21 protein-coding genes are annotated in these 21,298 nt (G+C 69.8%); 12 read left to right on the top strand and 9 right to left on the bottom strand.

Annotation, left to right across the window (positions count from 1 at the left end; genetic code table 11):
- Positions 1-288: 288 nt before the first annotated feature.
- The gene (locus ACFOGJ_RS11480) at positions 289-1,188 is read left to right on the top strand and encodes an HNH endonuclease (protein WP_379900390.1); all 900 of its coding nucleotides are present in this window, start codon (positions 289-291) and stop codon (positions 1,186-1,188) included.
- 21 nt (positions 1,189-1,209) lie between these two features.
- On the opposite strand, the gene ACFOGJ_RS11475 is transcribed toward ACFOGJ_RS11480, so the two are convergent.
- Positions 1,210-1,611, bottom strand: a complete 402-nt coding sequence (locus ACFOGJ_RS11475) for a type II toxin-antitoxin system VapC family toxin (RefSeq protein ID WP_379900388.1) — start codon at positions 1,609-1,611, stop codon at positions 1,210-1,212.
- A complete protein-coding gene (locus ACFOGJ_RS11470) occupies positions 1,608-1,844 on the bottom strand; it encodes an antitoxin (protein WP_379900386.1) in 237 nt (78 codons plus the stop codon). Before ACFOGJ_RS11470 ends, ACFOGJ_RS11475 begins: the two co-directional genes overlap by 4 nt.
- Positions 1,845-2,019: 175 nt before the next feature.
- Between ACFOGJ_RS11470 and ACFOGJ_RS11465 the strand changes: the two genes are divergently transcribed.
- On the top strand, positions 2,020-2,250 hold the full coding sequence (locus tag ACFOGJ_RS11465) for a hypothetical protein (protein WP_379900384.1): 231 nt from the start codon (positions 2,020-2,022) through the stop codon (positions 2,248-2,250).
- Positions 2,251-2,299: 49 nt separating this feature from the next.
- Here ACFOGJ_RS11465 and ACFOGJ_RS11460 read toward each other — a convergent pair whose 3' ends face one another.
- The 3 genes from ACFOGJ_RS11460 to ACFOGJ_RS11450 form a co-directional block, all read right to left on the bottom strand.
- Complete coding sequence (locus ACFOGJ_RS11460; RefSeq protein ID WP_379900382.1) at positions 2,300-4,144, bottom strand: chloride channel protein; 1,845 nt, start codon at positions 4,142-4,144, stop codon at positions 2,300-2,302.
- Between the two features lie 229 nt (positions 4,145-4,373).
- Positions 4,374-4,934: a pentapeptide repeat-containing protein gene (locus tag ACFOGJ_RS11455; protein WP_379900380.1), complete on the bottom strand. Its 561-nt coding sequence runs from the start codon at positions 4,932-4,934 to the stop codon at positions 4,374-4,376.
- Positions 4,931-5,440, bottom strand: coding sequence for a thioesterase family protein (locus tag ACFOGJ_RS11450; protein ID WP_379900377.1), 510 nt, complete (start codon positions 5,438-5,440; stop codon positions 4,931-4,933). Before ACFOGJ_RS11450 ends, ACFOGJ_RS11455 begins: the two co-directional genes overlap by 4 nt.
- Positions 5,441-5,671: 231 nt before the next feature.
- On the opposite strand from ACFOGJ_RS11450, the gene ACFOGJ_RS11445 reads away from it, so the two are divergent.
- Complete coding sequence (locus ACFOGJ_RS11445; protein ID WP_379900375.1) at positions 5,672-7,093, top strand: FAD-linked oxidase C-terminal domain-containing protein; 1,422 nt, start codon at positions 5,672-5,674, stop codon at positions 7,091-7,093.
- 126 nt (positions 7,094-7,219) lie between these two features.
- Positions 7,220-8,119 carry an alpha/beta fold hydrolase gene (locus ACFOGJ_RS11440; protein ID WP_379900373.1) on the top strand — a complete coding sequence of 300 codons (900 nt, stop codon included), beginning with the start codon at positions 7,220-7,222 and terminating at the stop codon, positions 8,117-8,119.
- 27 nt (positions 8,120-8,146) lie between these two features.
- Here ACFOGJ_RS11440 and ACFOGJ_RS11435 read toward each other — a convergent pair whose 3' ends face one another.
- Positions 8,147-8,518: a SpoIIAA family protein gene (locus tag ACFOGJ_RS11435; protein ID WP_379900370.1), complete on the bottom strand. Its 372-nt coding sequence runs from the start codon at positions 8,516-8,518 to the stop codon at positions 8,147-8,149.
- A 402-nt stretch (positions 8,519-8,920) separates the two neighbouring features.
- Between ACFOGJ_RS11435 and ACFOGJ_RS11430 the strand changes: the two genes are divergently transcribed.
- The 4 genes from ACFOGJ_RS11430 (at position 8,921) to ACFOGJ_RS11415 (ending at position 13,597) form a co-directional block, all read left to right on the top strand.
- Positions 8,921-11,047, top strand: coding sequence for a TonB-dependent receptor (locus ACFOGJ_RS11430; protein ID WP_379900368.1), 2,127 nt, complete (start codon positions 8,921-8,923; stop codon positions 11,045-11,047).
- Between the two features lie 9 nt (positions 11,048-11,056).
- On the top strand, positions 11,057-12,286 hold the full coding sequence (locus ACFOGJ_RS11425; protein WP_379900366.1) for an MFS transporter: 1,230 nt from the start codon (positions 11,057-11,059) through the stop codon (positions 12,284-12,286).
- Positions 12,276-12,965, top strand: coding sequence for a class I SAM-dependent methyltransferase (locus tag ACFOGJ_RS11420; protein WP_379900364.1), 690 nt, complete (start codon positions 12,276-12,278; stop codon positions 12,963-12,965). Before ACFOGJ_RS11425 ends, ACFOGJ_RS11420 begins: the two co-directional genes overlap by 11 nt.
- Positions 12,966-13,060: 95 nt before the next feature.
- Positions 13,061-13,597: a TetR/AcrR family transcriptional regulator gene (locus tag ACFOGJ_RS11415; RefSeq protein WP_379900362.1), complete on the top strand. Its 537-nt coding sequence runs from the start codon at positions 13,061-13,063 to the stop codon at positions 13,595-13,597.
- A gap of 12 nt (positions 13,598-13,609) precedes the next feature.
- On the opposite strand, the gene ACFOGJ_RS11410 is transcribed toward ACFOGJ_RS11415, so the two are convergent.
- The 3 genes from ACFOGJ_RS11410 to ACFOGJ_RS11400 are packed head-to-tail and all read right to left on the bottom strand — an operon-like array spanning position 13,610 to position 15,943.
- Positions 13,610-14,416, bottom strand: coding sequence for a glucose 1-dehydrogenase (locus tag ACFOGJ_RS11410; RefSeq protein WP_379900360.1), 807 nt, complete (start codon positions 14,414-14,416; stop codon positions 13,610-13,612).
- A 13-nt stretch (positions 14,417-14,429) separates the two neighbouring features.
- Positions 14,430-15,218, bottom strand: a complete 789-nt coding sequence (locus tag ACFOGJ_RS11405; RefSeq protein ID WP_379900358.1) for an SDR family NAD(P)-dependent oxidoreductase — start codon at positions 15,216-15,218, stop codon at positions 14,430-14,432.
- The gene (locus ACFOGJ_RS11400) at positions 15,215-15,943 is read right to left on the bottom strand and encodes a TetR/AcrR family transcriptional regulator (protein ID WP_379900356.1); all 729 of its coding nucleotides are present in this window, start codon (positions 15,941-15,943) and stop codon (positions 15,215-15,217) included. The genes ACFOGJ_RS11405 and ACFOGJ_RS11400 overlap by 4 nt, the downstream gene beginning before the upstream one ends.
- A 250-nt stretch (positions 15,944-16,193) precedes the next feature.
- Here ACFOGJ_RS11400 and ACFOGJ_RS11395 point away from each other — a divergent pair, with 250 nt between their 5' ends.
- From ACFOGJ_RS11395 to ACFOGJ_RS11380, 4 genes are all read left to right on the top strand, one after another.
- A complete protein-coding gene (locus ACFOGJ_RS11395) occupies positions 16,194-17,591 on the top strand; it encodes an NAD(P)-dependent oxidoreductase (RefSeq protein WP_379900354.1) in 1,398 nt (465 codons plus the stop codon).
- Positions 17,592-17,602: 11 nt separating this feature from the next.
- Positions 17,603-18,886, top strand: a complete 1,284-nt coding sequence (gene preA, locus ACFOGJ_RS11390; protein WP_379900352.1) for an NAD-dependent dihydropyrimidine dehydrogenase subunit PreA — start codon at positions 17,603-17,605, stop codon at positions 18,884-18,886.
- Positions 18,883-20,145 carry a Zn-dependent hydrolase gene (locus ACFOGJ_RS11385; RefSeq protein ID WP_379900350.1) on the top strand — a complete coding sequence of 421 codons (1,263 nt, stop codon included), beginning with the start codon at positions 18,883-18,885 and terminating at the stop codon, positions 20,143-20,145. Before preA ends, ACFOGJ_RS11385 begins: the two co-directional genes overlap by 4 nt.
- A 194-nt stretch (positions 20,146-20,339) precedes the next feature.
- Positions 20,340-21,298: isopenicillin N synthase family dioxygenase (locus ACFOGJ_RS11380; RefSeq protein WP_379900348.1), on the top strand; the 959-nt coding region annotated here is incomplete at its 3' end.

Genomic DNA, 21,298 nt, shown 5'->3' with positions numbered 1-21,298 from the left:
GGCCGGCGCCCGCCGCACGCGGCAGCCGGGGCAAGGCAAGCATGGCGGCGGCCGCCCCTGCGCTGAGCAGGGCCGTCCTGCGGGTCATCTCGAACATGGGTGTCCCCTCTTGTCGCGTGTGGATCCAGGCCGGCCCGCCCGTCGTGAGTGTGCGCCTGACGAGCGAAGCGGGCAACCGGCGGCCGGGCGGATGGCGGCTTCCACCGCGATGGAGAACCGTGCTTCGATGCCCGCCGGGAGTGCGGGGAGGCTCCCGCCAGCGGCGCGGCGGCACGGGGGGAGGCAGGCATGGGCTTCGGGGTCTTCATCCACCGCTCTGACTCGATCTACGACGATCGGCCGGAAGAGCAGTACCAGTTTCCCCGCCAGTACCTGGAGCGGGTCCGAGCCTGTACCGGCGATTGGATCATCTACTACGAGCCGGTGAAGGCGACGGGTTCGCGCGGCTACTTCGCCGTCGCCAAGGTGCAGGAGGTGATCCCTGATCCGGCCGCTTCGGCGGCGGATCTCTATCTCGCGCTGATCGAGCCCGGCAGCTATCTCGACTTCGCCACTCCGGTACCGTTCCGGCGGGGCGACGCGGTCGTGGAGCGCGGTGTCCTGAATGCGCAGGGTCGCATCTCCGGCCGCGCCCAGGCTGCTGTCCGTCCATTGTCGGTCTCCGATTTCAACCGCATCCTGGCGTTGGGCCTCGATGAGGCGGACCCGCTGCTGCCGCGTACCGGCGACGCGCCCGCCGGGCTGCAGGAACAGCAGGCGCCCTGGGCCGGGGACGCGGCCCGCGACCGGGTCCAGGCGCTCACCTCGCGCATCGTCCGGGACAGGCTTTTCCGGCGGCTTGTCCTGCGTGCCTACGACGAGCGCTGTGCGGTCAGCGGCCTGAAGCTGATCAACGGCGGCGGTCGTGCCGAGGTCGATGCCGCCCATATCAAGCCGGTGGCGGCTCACGGGCCCGACATCGTCACCAACGGCATCGCCCTGTCGGGCACCGCGCATTGGATGTTCGACCGCGGCCTGATCGGCCTGTCCGACGACCTGGAGATCCTGGTGTCACGCCAGGTGAACGACCCGGACACGATCCGCGGCTTCATCAACCCCAGCGGCCATGCAATTCCGCCGCGCAGGTCGCAGGACCATCCGCACCGGCGTTTCCTGCAGTGGCACCGCGAGCATTGCTTCAAGATCTGAGGCTTGCCGCGTCAGGCTCGGTCAGGTGAGCCAGTTCTCGACGGCGAGGCTGGACACGCGGCCGAACTCGCGGACGTTCGCCGATATGATGGTGGCGCCGGTGGTGCAGGCATGGGCCGCGATGAGCATATCATTGCCGCCGATCAGCTGGCCGCTTGCCTCCAGTTCCGCCCGGATGGCGCCATACCTGGCGTCGACTGGTGGCTCCAGGGGCAGGACGGCGATCTCTTCGAGAATGCCCTCGACAGCGGCCAGGAGCTTTCCGGAGCCGCTCTTGGCGCAGCCGTAGCGCAGCTCCGCGGCGACGATCACGCTTGTGCAGACCCGGTCTTCGCCGATCTCTGCGATGCGGCGGGCAGCTCTGCCCTGCGGGTTTCTGATCAGATCTGAAATGATGTTGGTATCGAGCATGTAGCGGGTCACAACACGCGCTCCGCCGCAGGCACGGGATCATCGATCTCCGGCATCTCCTCGTCGGTCGGCGTCATTGACTTGAGCAGGGCGAGGAGACCGCGTTTGCGCACCGGTTCGATGACCAATCGATCGCCATCACGATGGATGATCGCCTCATCGCCAGGCAGTTCGAACTCCCTGGGTATGCGGACCGCCTGGTTTCGGCCATTCCGGAACAGCCTGACATGCCGGTGCTCAGTCATGCGGGTGCCTCTTGCCATATGCCTCTGACATATGCCGACAGAATCCGGAAGGCAAGGACGGCCAGTTCCAGGCTACCGCCTGACGGGAGTGCCGCCGCTGGACGTGCAACTTATAATCCTGATAATCCGGTCATATTTGTAATGAATGAAAGTCGTTTGTCGTGACGGAGGGGGCATGCGGGACAAGCGGGGCAAGTTCGTCGAACTGGCGGAGGCGCGGGTCAATCGGACGATCAAGGACATCCGGCTGATCGGCAATCTCGCCAACAAGAACGCCTATACCTATTCCAGGGGCGACGTGGAGAAGATGTTCGACGCGATCGAAAAGGAACTGGAGGAGGCGAAGGCGCGCTTCTTCGAGGAGGGGCCGGCCAACGGCAGCGCCTTCTCCCTGAGCGCGGACTGAGTCCGCAACGCGGGCTGACGCCGCGCGGCGGCGGGACCGGTCCCGTTCCCTACCGCCCCGGCACCTCGTCGCCGCGTTCCTCTGCGCGGGCCTGCAGGAGGGCCCGGTTGTAGGCCAGCAGCACGTCGGCCTGGCGCAGGACGCCGACGACCTTGCGGGTCTCGCGGTCGTCGACCACCGGCAGCCAGGGTTCGCCGCTGGTCTGCAGCATGTTGAGCGCGTGGGCCAGGTCCTCGTGCAGGGCGACATAGCCGACCCGCTTGCGCGCGATGTCGGCTGCGGTGCGGGCCTCGGCGGCTTCCGCCGCCTTTTCCTCGCCATCGTCGCGGGCCTCGTCGATGTCCAGGAGCGCCTCCTGCAGCTCCGGGAAGGTGAGGCGGCCGACCAGGCGGCCCTCTTCGTCCACCACGATGAAGTCGCTGTAATGGGCGGTGCGCATCGCGTTCTGCACGGTGGCGAGCGACAGGTCGGCGCGCAGCCGTTCGAAGCGGCGGTCCATCACCTCCTCGACATGGCGGCTGCGCAGGAGGCGCCGCTCCCGCCCGCCGACCAGGTCCAGGCCCTGCCGGCGCATCTGGCGGGAGAAGAAGGAGCGGCCGTAGAAGCGGCTGCAGATCAGGGTGGCGACGGCGACGGAGACCATCAGTGCCGCGGCCAGCCGCCAGTCGTCGGTCAGCTCGAAGATGATCAGGGTGGTGGTCAGCGGCGCGCCGAGGACGGCCGCCGTCACCGCGCCCATGCCGATCAGGGCATAGAGCCCGTGGCTGGCGGCATAGTCGGGAAAGATCATGCCGGCGATCAGGCCGAAGGCGCCGCCCGCCATCGCGCCGACGAACAGGGCCGGGCTGAAGATGCCGCCGCCGAAGCGGCAGCCCAGGGTGATGGAGACCGCCGCCGTCTTCAGCACCAGCAGCACGATCAGCATGTCCAGGCCGAAGGCGGCGCGCAGCGCCTCGTCCGTCGCCTCGTAGCCGACCCCCAGGACCTGCGGGAACTGGATGCCGATCGCGCCGATCAGCAGGCCGCCGATGACCGGCCGCGCCCAGACCGGGATCTTCAGCCGGCCGGTCACCTTCTCCACCAGGTCCTCGCCGTAGAACACCGACCACATGAAGACGATGGCGACGGCGGCGCTGACCACGCCGAGCAGCACGAAGGCCGGGAATTCGAAGAAGGTGACGATCTCGTAGCGCGGAATGAAGAAGGCGGGGAAGTCGCCGATATGGATGCGGCACAGGATGGTGCCGGCCACCGCCGCGATCACCACCGGCGCGAAGGCGTGCAGGGCGTAATGGCCCAGGATCACCTCCAGCGCGAAGAAGACGCCGGCCATCGGCGCGTTGAACGAGGCGGCGGTGGCCGAGGCGACGCCGCAGGCGGCCAGCGACAGGGTGAGCGAGCGGTTCAGGCCGGTCACCCGGCTGACCTCGGAGGCGATGGTAGCGCCCAGATGCACCACCGGCCCCTCGCGGCCCGCAGAGGCGCCGGCGCCGAGGGAGACCAGGTTGACCCCGGCATTGACCAGCCCGTCGCGCAGGCGGATGCGGCCGTCGCGCAGGGCGGTCGCGGCGATCACCGCGCCGAAGCTCTGCGGCCGCCGGTTGGGCAGCAGGAAATGCACCATCAGGCCGACCACCAGCCCGCCGGCCGCCGGTGCCAGCAGGATCACCCACCAGTCCAGCTCCATGGCCTTGGAATGGAAGCGCTCGTCGGGGAAGCCGTAGAACAGCTCCTGCACGTACTGGATGCCCAGCCGGATGCCGATCGCGCCATAGCCGGCGCCGATGCCGACGATCAGGGAGCCGGCCCAGAGCGCCAGGGTGGAGTTGCGCAGCGCCCGGCGGGAACGGCCGAGGCCGACCCGCAGGCGCTTGTTCAGCTGGCGGTTGTCCACCGGGGCGGGCCTGGGGGGAGGGATCGGTTGCCGTCCGCCTGACTGTCGTCCCCGGGCCTGACCCGGAGGCCCATTCCGCCAGCATCGCGGCACTTCGCCGTCAGCGGAATGGATCCTCGGGTCGAGCCCGAGGATGACGGGCGAGAGGGGGCGGGGCCTCGCCCCGAGACCGGCATGCGGCGCGCCGGTTCCAGTCGCCCCAATTCCAGTCGCCCCGCTTCCAGCTGCGTCAGTTCCAATTGCACTGGCCGACCGAGCCTTCCGCGCATTTGAATTCGCCGTCGGTCCAGGTGGCGCCGGACAGGTCGGCCTCGAAGAAGTCGGTATCCTCCACCCGCGCGCCGGTGAAGTCGGCGCCCCGCAGGTTCGCCTTGAAGAAGCGGGCGCGCCACAGGTTGGCGTCGCGGAAACTGGCGCCGCGCAGGTCGGCGCGGGTGAAGTCTGACTTGCGCAGGTTCGACCCGTCCAGCACCGCGCCCTGCATGTCGGTGGCGATGAACTGCGCGCCGCGGCCGTCGGTCTCCGCCAGGATGCCGTTCTTCAGGCTGCCGGAATTGAAGCTCGCCTCCCGGATCGTGGCGCCGGTCAGGTTCACCCCGTCCAGGTTCAGGCCGTTCTTCTTGCACTTGTGCCAGTCCACCCCCTTCAGCGGCGCGTCGGGACAGCCGGCCTGCGCCGGCGCCACCGGGCCCACCAGCAGCGCCGCTGCGACGGCCAGCGCCAGGGCGGGGGCCCGCAGGGCCGGGGCGGCGCCGGCACGGAGGCGGGGGAAGCCGGCGCGGGCGGTCATGCTGCGCGCCGGATGCCCATCGGGCGGCCGGCCTCCTCCGGCCGGGCAAGGCCGGCCTGGGCGGCGGCGAGGGCGGCGAAGCGGTCCTGCACGTCCGGCGGCATCGGCGCGGAGCGGCGGGTCGACAGGTCGACATGCATGGTCAGCTGCTCGGCGGTGGCGGAGAGGAAGCCCTCCTCCGCATGATACATGCGCAGGAAGTAGTGGAAGCGCTTCGCGTCATGGTCCAGCAGCTGGAAGGTGATGCGCAGCGGCGCGCCCTCCAGCACCTCGCCCACATAGTTCACATGGTTCTCCAGCACGAAGGTGGTGCCGGCGCCGGTCTGCACATAGCTCTCGCCGATGCCGTAGGATTCCATGATCGCTTCCAGCGCCCGGTCGAAGGCCAGCACGTAGAAGGCCACGTTCATATGGCCGTTATAGTCGATCCATTCGGGCAGCACGCGCATGCCCTCGACCGTCACGAGGCCGGTCCCAGGATCCGTGGTCAGTGTCGGGTTGGTCATGCCGGCGACTATAGCCCTCGCCGCCACCCCGACAACAAGGGCAATCGGCAAAGGGGGGCAATCGGCAAAGGGGGGCAATCGGCAAAGGGGGGCAATCGGCAAAGGGGGCAATCGGCAAAGGGCTGTGCAGGCCGGTCGCCAGCGCCGCCGGCCTGCACTATCTTCTCCGATCAACCGTCGCCCCGCGCCGCAGCGGGCGCCAAGCAAGGAACCTGGGGAGGATCCCTGGCCATGTCAGAAGCTGCCGAACATCTCGACCCTGCCGCTGCCGGCCCCGGAAAGGCGGCCGTCACCACCGTCATCGAGGGGCTGCGCGGGCAGCTGGGCGACAGGCTGTCGCTCAGCCAGGCGGTGCGCGAGCAGCATGGCCGCGGCGAGACCTGGCATGCCACCAAGGCGCCGGACGCCGTGGCCTTTGCCGAAAGCGCCGACGAGGTGCAGGCGATCGTGAAGCTCTGCGCCGCGCACAAGGTGCCGGTGATCGCCTTCGGCACCGGCACCTCGCTGGAGGGGCATGTGGCGGCGGAGCGCGGCGGCATCTGCATCGATGTCAGCCGCATGGACAAGGTGCTGCAGGTCAATCCGGAGGACATGGATGTCCGCGTCGAGCCCGGCGTGCGGCGCAAGCAGCTGAACGAGCATCTGCGCGACACCGGCCTGTTCTTCCCGATCGACCCCGGCGCCGATGCCTCGCTGGGCGGCATGGCGGCGACCCGCGCCTCGGGCACCAATGCGGTGCGCTACGGCACGATGCGGGAGAACGTGCTGTCCCTGGAGGCGGTGCTGGCGGACGGGCGGAAGATCCGCACCGCGCGGCGGGCGCGGAAATCCAGCGCCGGCTACGATCTCACCCGCCTGCTGGTGGGGTCTGAAGGCACATTGGGGATCATCACCGAGATCACCCTGAAGCTCTACGGCATTCCGGAGGCGGTCTCCGCCGCGGTCTGCCCCTTCGCCAGCCTGGAAGGGGCGGTCGCCACCACCATCGAGACCATCCAGTCCGGCATCCCGGTGGCGCGGATCGAGATCCTGGACGATGTGCAGATGCAGGACCTGAACGCCTATTCCGGCCTCAGCCTGCCGGAGCGCGACACCCTGTTCCTGGAATTCCACGGTACCCAGGCCAGCGTGAAGGAGCAGGCGCAGCTGGTGCAGGAGATCGCGGCGGCCAATGGCGGCGAGGATTTCCAGTGGACGACCAAGCCGGAGGCCCGCACCCAGCTCTGGCAGGCGCGCCACGACGCCGCCTATGCGGCGAAGGCGGCGGTGCCGGGCGGGCAGCTCTGGGCCACCGATGTCTGCGTGCCGATCTCCCGCCTGGCGGAATGCATCATGCAGACCAAGCAGGACCTGCAGGAGAGCTTCCTGCGGGCGCCGATCGTCGGCCATGTCGGCGACGGCAATTTCCACGTCGCCTTCGTCCTGCGCCCCGACCATCCGGAGGAGTTCGAGGAGGCGACCCGGATCAACGACCGGCTGATCCAGCGCGCCCTGTCGATGGACGGCACCTGCACCGGCGAGCACGGGGTCGGCAACGGCAAGATCAAGTACCTGAACGCCGAACTGGGCGAGTCGGTCAGCGTAATGCGCCAGATCAAGCTGGCGCTGGATCCCGACAACATCCTCAATCCGGGCAAGATCGTGCCGGTGTGATCACCTGGCCGTCATCCCGGGCCTGACCCGGGATCCATTCCTTCGGTGCGGCGGCCCGGCTCGCGGAATGGGCCCCCGGCTCAAGGCCGGGGGCGACCCAGATAGTGATCGAGGACAGGGAACCCGATGACCGACCTTTTCCCCGGTTTCGAGGAACGGCGCATCGCCGTCGGCGAGGTGGAGCTGTTCGTCCGCCTCGGCGGCGACGGGCCGCCGCTCCTGCTGCTGCACGGCTATCCGCAGACCCATGCCTGCTGGCACCGCATCGCGCCGGCGCTGGCGGCGTCCCATCGTGTGGTGATCCCCGATGTGCGCGGCTATGGCGCCAGCGTGGCCGGCACCCCGGCCGGCGCGGCGATGGACAAGCGCGCCTCCGCCGCCGACCAGCTGGCGCTGATGGCGGCGCTGGGCCATGACCGCTTCGCGCTGGTCGGCCACGACCGGGGCGGGCGCATCGCCTATCGCCTGGCGCTGGACCATCCGGAGGCGGTGGACCGACTGGTCGTGCTGGACATCGTGCCGACCTCGGAAACCTGGGACCGGATGGGCAAGGCGGAAGCCGTCCGCGCCTATCACTGGGGCTTTCTGGCACAGCCCAACCCGCTGCCGGAGCGGCTGTTCGGTGCCGATCCGGACTACTATGTGGACTGGACCATCCGCTCCTGGTGCGCCGATCCAGAGGCGATCGATCCGCGCGCCATGGAGGCCTATCGCATGGCCTTCCGTAGCCCGGAGGCGATCCATTTCGCCTGCGAGGATTACCGCGCCGGCGCCACCACCGACGATGCCCTGGACCGGGCGGATCTGGAGGCGGGCCGGCGCATCGCCTGCCCGGTCCTGTCACTATGGGGCGCCGGGCCGCTGAAGATGGGCGGCAGCGACCTGGCGGCGATCTGGCGGGGTTGGGCGGGGGATGTCAGCGGCTTCGCCCTGCCGTCGGGCCATTTCCTGCAGGAGGAGGTGCCGGACGCGGTGCTTGCCGCCATCCTCCCCTTCCTGCGCGGCGAGGCGCCGGGGCGGCTGTAGCAGCGGCCGGCCGCGGCACCCGGCCGTTCAGCGCGCCGGGACGACCGACAGCCAGGTTTCCGCGGCCGCCCGCTCGCTGGCGTCGAAATAGCGGACCTCCGCATCGAAGAAGGCCTTGGAGATCTTCGTGCCCCATTCCTGGGCGCGGCTGTCGCCGACCACGGCCATGCGGCCGAAATCGTCGCCATGCTTCATGTCGAACTTCAGCTCTTCCCACAGCGCGCCCAGTTCCCAGCCGCGGAAATCCTCCAGCAGCACCAGCACGCGCATCGGCCGGTTGCTGCGCAGTTTCATCGCGTTCTCGATCTCCGGCACCGCGGCCTCGTAATCCTGTTCGGTCAGGGTGCCGGCGGCGCGGATCACCAGAAAGTCCGTCCGGTCGTGCTGGATTTCGATCATGACATGCCTCCGTTCGCGCGGTTGACGTTGCGCGCCCAACGGTCGGGTGCAGCCATGCGTTCCCGGAAAGGTGCGGCAGAACCGCTGCGGTGTTCCCGGTGACCGCTGTCTCGGTTGCGCCGTCCTGCCGGCCGGCGGCGACCCCTTCCGTTCCATCCTGCTGTTGCAACTCACTCTCAATACTGTTATCCAGGCATTGATTGGTTAACCAACCAATATCGAAATTGGAACCTGATGCCGGGGGACGGGATGGGGCGAGGATTGCGAGTGACCGTGGCAGGCGGCCGGGCGGCGGAGCAGGCAGGACCGGGCAGGCGCCGGAACCGGATGGCACGAACAGGCCGGGAGGGACGGCCCTGCCTGGCGATCCTCGCTGTGGCCTGCTGTGGTCTGCCGGCCGGTATGGCAGCCGGTCAGGATGATGCCGGCGGGCCGATCGATGGCACAGCCCGGCCTCTGGTGCTGGCGCCGGTGACGGTGACGGCCCGCCGCTTCGAAGAGCCGCTGGCCCTTGTGCCGTTCAGCCTGAGCCTCGTCGATGGGGCGGCGTTGCAGGAGCGGGGCATCCGCGACACCCGCGACCTGTACCGGTCGATCCCGAACTTCAACTTCACCGATTCCGGCCTGCCGGAAGCCAATCTCCTGAACATCCGCGGGATCGGCGCCTCTTCCGCCTTTGTGGGGCCGTCGGTAACGTACTACGTCGACGGCGTGCCCCTGCCGGCGCGGATGTTCGACCAGCAGTTCCTCGATCTGCGGCGGATCGAGGTGCTGCGCGGCCCGCAGGGCACCCTGTTCGGACAGAACGCGCAGGCCGGCGCGGTCAGCATGGTGACCGAGGATCCGACGGCCCGGCCCGCCTTCGAACTGGGTGGGGAAGTCGGCAGCTATGGCGAACGCAGGCTGTCCGCGACGGCCAGCGGGCCGGTGACCGCCCGCCTGGGCGGGCGGCTGGCGGCGGATCTGGCGCATCGCGACGGCGATATCCGCAACCTGCAGTACAGCGGCCCCAACAGTCTCGCCTCCGATGATCGGGATATCCGCGAACAGACGATCGGCAAGATCGGCGGCAAGCTGCGGCTGCTGGCCGGTGACGCCACCACGGCCACGCTGTCCGGCCGCTTCCAGCGCGACCGCCAGCGACCGACCACCGGCGTGCTGCTGGACGGTCCGGGCTATCCCGCCAATGCCCTTGACCCGCAGCCGCGCAACGACATGGATTCCGGCGGTGCCGTTCTGGATGTGCAGCATGACTTCGCTTTCGCCCGGCTCACCTCCCTGACCGGCTTCCAGGCCTATGATCTGGCGCTGGAGACGGACATCACCGACGGCTATATCGCCGCGGCGAGCAGCGGCCTGCCGGTCTGGGCTTTCGCCAACGCGAACGCAGTGCGCCGCATCGACGAACGGTCGAGCCAGTGGAGCCAGGAATTCCGCCTCGACGGTGGTGGCGCCGGCGGCTTCCGCTGGGTCGGCGGGGTCAGCGCCCTGCATGCCGATTTCGCCTCCACCACCGACATCACCAGCCCGGCCCTGCCGAACGGCAGCTATGCCGCCGAGATCGGCACCACCAATCTCGCCGGTTTCGGCGAGGTGACGGTGCCGCTTCTGACCGGCCTGCGCGCCGTCGGCGGCCTGCGGTTCACCCATGAGCGGCGGGATTTCGACGGCCGGTTCACCGGGCGGGCCGGCGGCGCGCCGGCGGTGCCGTCGTTCAGCGAGGCCGGCGATGTCAGCAGCGGCTTCCTGACCGGTCGTGCCGGGCTCAGCTACGACCTGGCGGCCGGCCTGACCGGCTATGCCACCATCGCCCGCGGTGCCAAGGCCGGCGGCTATCCCTTCTACAATCAGGCCGCCGCCTTCGGAATCGCGCAGCAGGCCTATCGCGGTTCGGCCACCTGGTCCTACGAAGCGGGCCTGCGCGGCACCGTGGCGGGTGGCCGGCTGGATCTCTCGTCGGCCCTGTTCCTGAACGATACGAAGGACGAGCAGCTCTTCACCTTCAACCCGGCAGCCGGGCAGTTCCAGGTGCAGAACGCCGACACCCGGACCTATGGCGGGGAACTGGAATTCGCGCTGCGGCCGGTCGAGAGCCTGACCCTGCGCGGCGATCTCGCGCTGCTGCAGACGGCGATCACCCGCAGCGATGCCAATAGCGGCCTGCAGGATGGCAATGACCTGCCCTATGCGCCGGCCTTCACCGCCAGCCTGGGGGCCGACTACCTGCTGGCGGCCAGGCCACTCGGCCTGCCCGGGGATTTCATCCTGGGCGCCGAATACCAGTATGTCGGCAGCCGCGAGATCGATCCCGCCAACAGCCACCGGCTGTCCGGCTATGGCCTGGTGAACCTGCGCGGCGGCTGGCAGGGCGACGGGGCCGACATCTACGGCTATGTCCGCAACCTGCTGGATGCCGACTATGTACAGTCCGGCTACCGTGCCGGCGTCTCCACGACGGGCAGCCCGGTGATCGGGGTCGTCCCGGGGCAGCCGCTGAGCTTTGGCATCGGCGCCCGGTTGCGCTTCTGAGGCAGGGCGATGGCGTTTTCTCCTGCACCGCTGGGGCGCTGGGCGCTGCTTGGCGGCCTGGCCGGAAACGCGGCCGGGCATGCCTATGTGTTCGCGGTTCTGCCGCCGCTCGGCCGCCAGTTCGGCCTGTCCGACATGCAGACCGGCCTGCTGCTCGGCCTGGGTGCCCTGGCCCTGATCCTGGCCGCACCCGCATGGGGCTTTGCCGCCGAGCGCTGGGGGCGAAGGCCGGTCCTGCTGGTCGGCCTGGCCGCGGCCGCATCGGGCTGCCTTCTGCTGGGCCTGGTGGTAAGGGCCGCGCTCGACGGCGATGCCACCGCCCTGTCCGGTGGCGACAGTCTGTTCGCAGTGTTGCTTGTCGTGCGGTTGCTGCAATCGGTGCTGGGCGGCGGCCTGCTGCCGGCGGCCCAGGCGGTGATGGCGGACACCACCCCGGCCGCCGGCCGGGCCGGCGGCATGGGCCGGCTGGGCGCCGCCTTCGGCCTTGGCGCGATCCTGGGCGCCGGACTGGCCTGGGGCCTGGCGGAGGGCCGGACCGGCCTGGGCTTCATGCTCGCGGCCGCGCTGATCCTGGTGTCGCTGCTGGCGGTGGCACGCTGGTTGCCGGAGCCGGGGCAGCCGGTGCGGCGGCAGGCGATCTCGGCCATCGCCCGCGGCAGACTGAGTCTGACCCGCATCGGGCCATTCCTGGCGGTCACCCTGATGGGGGTCGCCGTCTATGCCCTGCTGCAACAGGTCACCGGCCTGCGCCTGCAGGACGCGTTCGGCCTGGCGCCGGCGGCGGCCGCAGCGGCCGCAGGCGGGGTGCTGACCCTGTCCGCCGCAGCAATGGTGGTGGCGCAGGCGCTTCTGGTCGGCTGGCTGGGCTGGTCGCCGCGGCGTCTGATGGTGGCGGGCGCCCTGGCCGGGCTGCTGGCCATGATGGCCCTGCCGGTCGTGGAAAGCCGGACCGCGCTGGCCATCGCCATGGCGGCCGCCGGCCTGGGCCTTGGCCTGCTGCTGCCGGGCAACCTCGCATCGCTCAGCCTGCGCGCCGGCATGCAGGCCCAGGCGCGGGCCGCCGGTATCAACGCGATCGGACAGGGGCTCGGGATGGTGGCGGGACCGGTCCTGGGCGCCGCGTTGTATCAGGTCGCGCCGGCGGCGCCTTATCTGGCCGCGGCGGTCCTGCTGGCCGCCGCCGGGCTGGTGGCCCTGCTGGCCGGCGCAACGGAAAGGGAGACGGCCGATGGCCGATGAACCACGCCCCAGGCCCGCCTTCGGCGGCGGCGCTGCCGGCTACGACGTCCGGATCCGCAGCCTGGTGCCGGGCTATGCGCTGCTGCACGACATGCTGCCGGCCCTGCTGGTGCCGCGGCTGGCCCCGGACGCCCGCATCCTGGTGGCCGGTGCCGGAACGGGAGCGGACCTGCTGCGGCTTGCCGCCTGCGCCCCCGGTTGGCGTTTCACCGCCGCCGATCCCGCGGCGGACATGCTGGCACAGGCGCAGGAGAAGGCGGCCGCCGCCGGCTGCGCCAACCGCATCGACTTTCACGTCGCTGCGGTGGAGCAATTGCCGCAAACGACGCCGCACGACGCGGCCCTGGCAGTGCTGGTGTCGCAGTTCGCCCCGGATGACGGGGCGCGGCAGGCCTTCCTCGCAGCCCTGGCGGCGCGGCTGGGACCGGGCGCGCCCCTGCTGCTCGTGGACCTGGCGGCGGCGGCACCGGCGCTTCGCGACGGCTACCGGCAATGGGCCCTGGACACCGGCGCCGGCGAAGCGGCGGTGAGCGCGATGTTCGGGCGGATCGCCGCCAACTTCCATCCGCTCACTGCCGCGCGCCTGACGGCGCTGCTGGCCGAGGCCGGCTTCGGCCCGCCCCTGCGCTTCTTCCAGGCACTCTGCTACGAGGGCCACCTGGCAGAGCGCCGGGGTTGAGCCGGGGACCGATTCCGGCGCCGGGCCGGTCGGGGTGACAGCCGGGTCGGGGTCTTGGTAGAAATACCAAAACCATTGCAGGGGACTGCGGGATCTTGGGCGACAAGGCAACCGGGGAGGAACGCTCCCTGCGGGAACGGATTCTGGATGCGGCGCTGGAGATCCTCCAGGATTCCGGCATCAAGAAGCTGACCCAGCCGAAGGTCGCCGCGGCGGCCGGCATCCGGCAATCGCACCTGACCTACTATTTCCCGAAGAAGATCGACCTGGTGACCGCTCTGCTGCAGGGGCATCTGGACCATGCCGGGGCGCATGGCCCGGCGCACGACATCATGCCGGCATTGCGGATGATCGCCACCGACAGGCGGCGCATCCGCTTCTTCCTGGGGCTGGTGATCGAGGCGGAGCAGCAGCCCGCGCTGCGGCCCCTGGTCTACCGCCACATGGAGCAGTTCGACGCCCTGGTCGCGGCGCATTTCGGTCGCCCCGCCGGCGATCCCGATGTGCAGGCCTTCCTCGACGCGCTGCGCGGTGCCGGCATGAAGCAGCTGCTGCGTGAGAGCCCGGCGGCGGTGGACGTGGAGGCCCTGGCCGGTCGCTTCGGCCTGCGGCCGGCACCGCCGCAGGGCTGACCACAGCCGCGGTCAGACCGCCGTCATGCCGCCATCGACGACCAGCTCGGTGCCGGTCATCCAGCGCGACAGGTCGCTGCCCAGGAACAGCACCACGTCGGCGATGTCCGGCGGTTCGCCGGTGCGGCCGATCGGATAGAGGGTCTGCATATGTGCCTGTGCGGTGGCCAGGTCGGGAAATATCCCCAGGCCGGTCAGGTCGCCCACCAGCTTGTTCCCCATCTCCGTGTTCACCAGGGCGGGATGCACGGAGTTCACGCGGATGCCGTAGCCCAGCTGGCCGCATTCCACCGCCGCCGCCTTGCTGAGCAGCCGCACCCCGCCCTTGGAGGCGCTGTAGGTGCCCAGCCCCGGCGTGCCGACCAGCCCGGCGACGGAGGACAGGTTGACGATGCTGCCGCCGCGGCCCGCCGGGCCGCCGGGCCGCATCGCGCGGATCGCATGCTTGTGGCCGATCAGCACCCCCAGGACATTGACGTCCAGCAGCTGCCGGGCCGCGGCGACGTCCAGGTCGGCCAGGAAGACGGTCTGCTCGATGCCGGCATTGTTGACCAGCACGTCCAGCCCGCCGAAGCGGTCCAGGCAGCGGGCGACCGCCGCCTCCCAGGCCGGTTCGTCGGCGACGTCGTGATGCAGGTATTCCGCCTGGCCGCCGCCGGCACGGATCTCCGCCGCCACGGCCTCTCCCTGGTCGTCCAGGACATCGCCCAGCAGTACCCCGGCACCGGCTGCGGCGAAGCGCCGGGCAATCTCCGCCCCGATGCCGCGCGCGGCGCCGGTGACGATGGCCGCCCGGCCGGCAAGATCGATCCCGATCATCGCGGCATTCTCCTCACGTCCGGCCGCGCCTGTCGCGCGGGAAGTTCTTCCGGAAGTCCGCCGCACGCTGCCACATCTCTTTGGTGAATTCCTCCGGATCCTCGCGCATGCGGCGGCGGACCATGGCGGAGCGCTCGTCCACGTCGATCTCCGGCGTTCCGGCCTCCACCCCGTCCAGGGCGCGGCCGGCGACCTCCTCCGGCGAGGTCTTGTCCATGGTGACGAAGCCGATCATGCCGGTGTCGATGAAGCCGGCATAGATGCCGAACACCTCCACCCCCTTCTCCGCCAGGTCGCAGCGCAGCCCTTGCGTCAGCGCCATCGCCGCCATCTTCGACGCGGCATAGGTGCCGAAATGCGGCACGGTGGCCAGGCTGGCGACCGACAGCATGTTCACCATCGCCGCGCCGCCCGCCGCTCCTCCGTTGCGTTCCAGCAGCGGCGCGAAGGCCAGCGCCATGCGGCCGATGCCGACCACGTTGACGTCCAGCTCCCATTGCAGCGGCGCGACGCTGCCGGCCTCCAGCAGGCCGGCGCCTTCCAGCACCCCGGCATTGTTGACCAGCAGGGTGACGTCCGGCGCGGCGTCGGCGGCGGCCGCCACCTGCGCCTGGTCGGTGACGTCCAGCGCCAGCGCCACGACCTTGCCGCCATGTGCGGCGACCAGGTCTTCCAGCTCCGCCGTCCTGCGCGCCCCGGCATAGACCTTGGCCGCGCCGCGCGCCAACAGCACCTCGACGAAGCTGCGGCCCAGGCCGCGATTGGCGCCGCTGACCAGCGCCACGGATCCGGCGATCTTCATGCGGTTTCCTCCCCCGATATCGGAATCTCTGCTTTCGCGTTTCTTGGCACGGCTTTCTGGGAACCGGGCCCCCGCAACCCGCAGCCCGCCAGAACCAGGCCGGTGACGTGGCGGGTGATGCGCTCGAACTCCGGTCCGTCCAGCCGCTCGCGGCCCAGCACGGCGGTCACCTGCGGGGCAAAGTCGGCATAATGCTGGGTCAGCGCCCAGATCGAGAAGATCAGGTGGCGGGCATCGACCCGCGCCATCCGGCCCTGCGCCATCCAGCCTTCCATCACTGTGGCCTTGCCCTCGACCCAGTCGCGCAGGTGGCCGGAGAGATAGTCGCCTATGCGCCGGGCGCCGCCCTGCACCTCGCCGGCAAAGACCCGGCTGGCATTGGGGCGGTTGCGCGACCAGTAGACCTTCTCCCGGATATAGGCTTCCAGCGCCGCCGCCGGATCCGCATCGGGGCGGATGCCGTCGGCGCCGGCCAGCCAGAGGTCCAGGATGTCGGCCAGGACCGCGCGGTACAGCGCCTCCTTGGTGCCGAAATAGTAGTGCAGGTTCGCCTTCGGCAGGCCGGCGGCGCGGGCAATGGCGGCGGTGGTGGCACCGTCGAAGCCGCGCTGGGCGAACACCGCTTCGGCCGCCTCCAGGATGCGGCTGCGCATCTGCCGCCCGACCTGGGTATCCGCCCTGGCACCCGCATCCGGCAGTCCGTCTGCTTCGTTCAGTTCTGTCACGCGCCTGCTGTCCTCGCTCGCTTGCCGGGCGCAGCGACGTTAGGCGAGGCCGGGGCGTTCAGGCAATCTTGACCATTTGGTCAGGATTTCGTTACCCTGCTATGCAAAAGCGGAAAACCGCCATCAGCAAAGCCCCGGTGAAGGGGCAACCGGCCGATCCCCCGGATCTGAGCGGGGCGGCCGGTCGAACAGGATCTTCAGGCGCCGGCCGGACTGCCGGGCGGCGCGGTCAGCGGGAGAGGTCGCGGGGATGGCGCAGTCTGCCAGCGAATCCGGGAATCCGTTTGTCGACGGGGCGGAAGGGGGCGGGCCGGACATCGCCGCCCACCGCCTGCCGGCGGACGCCTATGCGGCGAACTTCGCCGACGTGAAGCCGGTGCTGAACCGGCGCGAGGCACTGGTCGAGGCCAGCCGCTGCCATTTCTGCTACGACGCGCCCTGCGTCACGGCCTGCCCCACCGGCATCGACATCCCCCGCTTCATCCGCGGCATCGCCACCGACAATGTCCGCGGCGCGGCGATGACGATCCTGGAGGCGAACATCATGGGCGCGGCCTGCGCCCGCGTCTGCCCCACCGAGGTGCTGTGCGAGGAGGTCTGCGTACGCGAGAAGCAGGAGGGCAAGCCGGTGCGCATCGGCGCCCTGCAGCGCTATGCCACCGACGACCTGCTGGCGCGCGGCGAACAGCCCTTCACCCGCGCCCCGTCGAGCGGAAGGAAGGTTGCGGTGGTCGGCGCCGGCCCGGCCGGCCTGGCCTGCGCCCATGCGCTGGCCCGCCAGGGCCATGACGTCACCGTGTTCGAGGCGCGGGAGAAGGCCGGCGGCCTGAACGAATACGGCATCGCCGCCTACAAGATGCCGGGCGGCATCGCGCAGGCGGAGGTCGACTTCATCCTGGGCGTCGGCGGCATCGAGCTGCGCTGCGGCCAGGCGCTGGGACGCGACATCTCCCTCGCCGCGCTGCGCAAGGATTTCGACGCGGTGTTCCTGGGCACCGGCCAGGCCGGGGTCAACGCCCTGCGGCTGGAGGGCGAGGACATGCCCGGTGTGCTGGACGCGGTCGACTATATCGCCGAGCTGCGCCAGGCGCCGGACCTGTCGGCGCTGGCGGTCGGCCGGCGGGTGGTGGTGATCGGCGGCGGCAATACCGCGGTGGACATCGCCGTGCAGTGCCGGCGACTTGGGGCGGAGGAGGTCACCATGCTCTACCGCCGCGGGCCGGCGCAGATGAGCGCCACCTGGAAGGAGCGCGAGTTCGCCCAGGTGAACGGAGTGAAGATCCGCTTCTTCGCCGCGCCGGTGCGGCTGCTGGCGGAAGGCGGCCGGCTGGCCGGCGTGGAATGCGCGGTGACGGAACTGGGCGCCGATGGCAGTCTGGAACAGACCGCGCGCCGCTTCACGGTGGAGGCCGACATGCTGTTCAAGGCGATCGGCCAGAGTTTCGTCGCCGATCCGGTGACCGACGGCGCCGCCGAGGCGCTGGAGATCGCCGGCGGCCGCATCGCGGTGAACGATGCGCGACGCACCACCCTGCCGGACGTCTGGGCCGGCGGCGACTGCATCGCGGGCGAGGATCTGACGGTTGCGGCCGTCGAGGATGGCAAGGTCGCGGCGGCCTCGATCCACGCCGCCCTGACGGCTGGCTGAGGGAGGCGAAGATGGCCGATCTGCGCACCGAATTCTGCGGCATCACGTCGCCGAACCCGTTCTGGCTGGCCTCCGCGCCGCCGACCGACAAGGCCTACAACGTGGTCCGTGCCTTCAAGGCCGGCTGGGGCGGCGTGGTCTGGAAGACCCTGGGCGAGGATCCGCCGGTGGTGAACGTCTCTTCCCGCTACGGCACCCTGGAGGTGGGCGGCGTGAAGATGGTCGGCATGAACAATATCGAACTGATCACCGACCGGCCGCTGCAGGTGAACCTGCAGGAGATCAAGAAGGTGAAGCGCGACTGGCCCGACCGGGCGGTGGTCGTCTCCCTGATGGTTCCCTGCGAGGAGCCGAACTGGAAGGCGATCCTGGCGGCGGTGGAGGAGACCGGCGCCGACGGGGTGGAACTGAACTTCGGCTGCCCGCACGGCATGTCGGAGCGCGGCATGGGCTCCGCCGTCGGCCAGGTGCCGGAATATGTCGAGATGGTCACCCGCTGGTGCAAGGCGCATACGCGGATGCCGGTGATCGTGAAGCTGACGCCGAATGTCGGCAATATCCGCGGCCCGTCGCGGGCGGCCCATGCCGGCGGCGCCGACGCGGTGTCGCTGATCAACACCATCAACTCGATCATGTCGATCGACCTGGATGCGATGGCGCCGACCCCGATCGTCGACGGGCTGGGCACCCATGGCGGCTATTGCGGCCCGGCGGTGAAGCCGGTGGCCCTGAACATGGTGGCGGAGATCGCCCGCGACGCGGAGACCAGGGGTCTGCCGATTTCCGGCATCGGCGGCATCGCCACCTGGCGCGACGCGGCGGAGTTCATCGCGCTGGGCTGCGGCACCATACAGGTCTGCACCGCGGCGATGCATTACGGCTTCAAGATCGTCGAGGACATGGCCGACGGCCTGTCGAACTGGATGGACGGCAAGGGCTATGCCCGGATCGATGATTTCCGGGGCATGGCGGTGCCCAACGTGGTCGACTGGAACGACCTGAATCTGAACTACAAGACCATCGCCCGCATCGACCAGGACAAGTGCATCGGCTGCGGCCTCTGCCATATCGCCTGCGAGGATACCTCCCACCAGGCGATCGCGGCGGAGCGCGACGGCGCGAAGCGGGTCTATTCGGTGATCGACGCGGAATGCGTAGGCTGTAACCTGTGCCAGATGGCCTGCCCGGTGACCGGCTGCATCGACATGGTGGCGGTGGACACGGGCAAGGGACGCCTGACCTGGCGGGACCATCCGAACAACCCGATGAGGAACGTCAAGGAGGCCGCCGAGTGAACGACAACAGCCCGCAGAAAGGCGCCGCAGGCAATCTCCGCATCGATGGCGACCGGCTCTGGGCCTCGCTGATGGAGATGGCGAAGATCGGCGCCACCGCGAAGGGCGGCAATTGCCGCCTGGCGCTGACCGACCTGGACCGGGAGGGGCGCGACCTCTTCGTCCGCTGGGCGGAGGAGGCGGGCTGCACGGTCACGGTCGACCGGATGGGCAATATCTTCGCCCGCCGGCCGGGCACCGACCCGGACGCCCGGCCGGTCGGTGCCGGATCGCACCTGGACACCCAGCCCACCGGCGGCAAGTTCGACGGGGTCTATGGCGTGCTGGCCGCGCTGGAGGTGGTGCGCACCCTGAACGACCATGACGTGACGACCCGCGCGCCGGTCGAAATCTCGGTCTGGACCAACGAGGAGGGCTCGCGCTTTCCGCCGGCGATGATCGGCTCCGGCGTCTATGCCGGGGTCTTCGACCTGGACCATGGGCTCAGCCGTGCCGACCCGGACGGCAAGACGATCGGCGAGGAGCTGAAGCGGATCGGCTATGCCGGGCCGGAGGAAATGGGCTCCCGGGATTTCGGCGCCTTTTTCGAGGTGCATATCGAGCAGGGGCCGATCCTGGAGGCGGAGGAGAAGACCATCGGCGTGGTCCAGGGCGCGCAGGGCCAGCGCTGGTACGAGATCACCCTGACCGGGCAGGAGGCGCATGCCGGCCCGACGCCGATGGCACGCCGCAGGGACGCGCTGGTCGGCGCGTCGCGCATCGTGGGCGAGGTCAACCGCATCGGCCATGCCAACCAGCCCTATGCCTGCGCCACCGTCGGCATGATGCAGGTGCATCCGAACTCCCGGAACACGATCCCGGGCAGGGTCTTCTTCACCGTCGACTTCCGCCATCCCGACGACGCGATCCTGTCGAAGATGGACGGCGAGCTGCGCGCCTTCGCCGCGAAGGCGGCGGAAGAGGCGGGGCTGGAGATCGAGTTGAAGGAGATCTGGTACTCGCCGCCCGTCGCCTTCGCCGAACCCTGCGTCGCAGCGGTGCAGGAGGCGGCCGCCGCAATGGGCTTCAAGAACATGCCCATCGTCTCCGGCGCCGGGCACGATGCCTGCTACATCTCCCGCGTCGCGCCGACCGGCATGATCTTCGTGCCCTGCGAGGACGGCATCTCCCACAACGAGGTGGAGAACGCCACCCCGCAGGACCTGGCCGCCGGCTGCAACGTGCTGCTGCATGCGATGCTGGCCAGAGCGAACGCCTGAGGGGCCAATGCATAGGCGGTGTCGACAGCGGTTCCGTCGTCCTCGGGCCTGACCCGAGGATCGCGACGGAACGGTGCCGCCACGCAGCGTGGTGGCCCGCAGATCGGTCCTCGGGTCAGGCCCGAGGATGACGGAAGATCCGGAGTAGAGCGGGAACAAGCGCCGGCAACCCGGCGGACACAGGAGGCGGAAGCATGGGTGAGATTCCGGTCATCGACCTGGGCCCCTATTTCTCGGGCGGGGCCGAAGGCAAGGCGAAGGTGGCGGCGGCAGTCGACCGGGCCTGTACCGATATCGGCTTCCTGATCGTCACGGGGCATGGCGTGCCGGCGGACCTGATCCAGGAGATGCGCGCCGTCAGCCGGCGCTTTTTCGACCTGCCGATGGCGGCGAAGATGGCCTACAAGATGCCGGACGACCGCTATCGCGGCTATACCGCCTTCGGCGGCGAGGCGCTGAGCTATTCCCTGGGCGACGAGAGCCCGCCGGACCTGAAGGAAGGCTTTTCCATCGGTCCCTGCGACACGCCGAAGGACGACTACCACCTGGCCGGCGGCAATTTCTTTGCCGAGAACATGTGGCCGGCGGAGATGCCGGAGCTGCGGCCGGTCTGGACCCGCTACTACAATGCGATGGAAGGCCTCGCCACCGGCCTGATGCGGGTCTTCGCCCTGGGCCTGGGCATGGACGAGCATTTCTTCGACGCCAAGGTCGACCACCACATCACCAACTTCACGGCGATGCACTATCCGCCGGTGGAGGGGGAGGTGCTGCCCAACCAGCTGCGCGGCGGCGCCCATACCGACTATGGCAGCCTGACCATAGTGCAGCGCGACGACAGCCCCGGGGGCTTGCAGGTGCTGGACAAGTCCGGTGCCTGGATCGACGCGCCCTACGTGCCCGACAGTTTCGTCATCAACCTCGGCGACCTGATGGCGGAATGGACGAACGACCGCTGGGTTTCCACCCTGCACCGGGTGGTGCCGCCGCCGCCGGAAGCCGCGTCTACCGCAGACCGGCTGTCGCTGCTGTTCTTTCACCAGCCGAACTACGACGCGCGGATCGAAGTGCTGCCGACCTGCACCGGGCCAGACAGTCCACCGAAATACGGCAACACCACCTCGGGCGAGCATGTGCTGGAAAAGATCCGCCG

This window comes from Marinibaculum pumilum (assembly GCF_042646425.1).
Classification (GTDB): Bacteria; Pseudomonadota; Alphaproteobacteria; order Ferrovibrionales; family Ferrovibrionaceae; genus Marinibaculum; species Marinibaculum pumilum.
The sequence above is the reverse complement of the archived record's forward strand: the minus strand, read 5'-3'. Positions and strand labels throughout refer to the sequence as shown.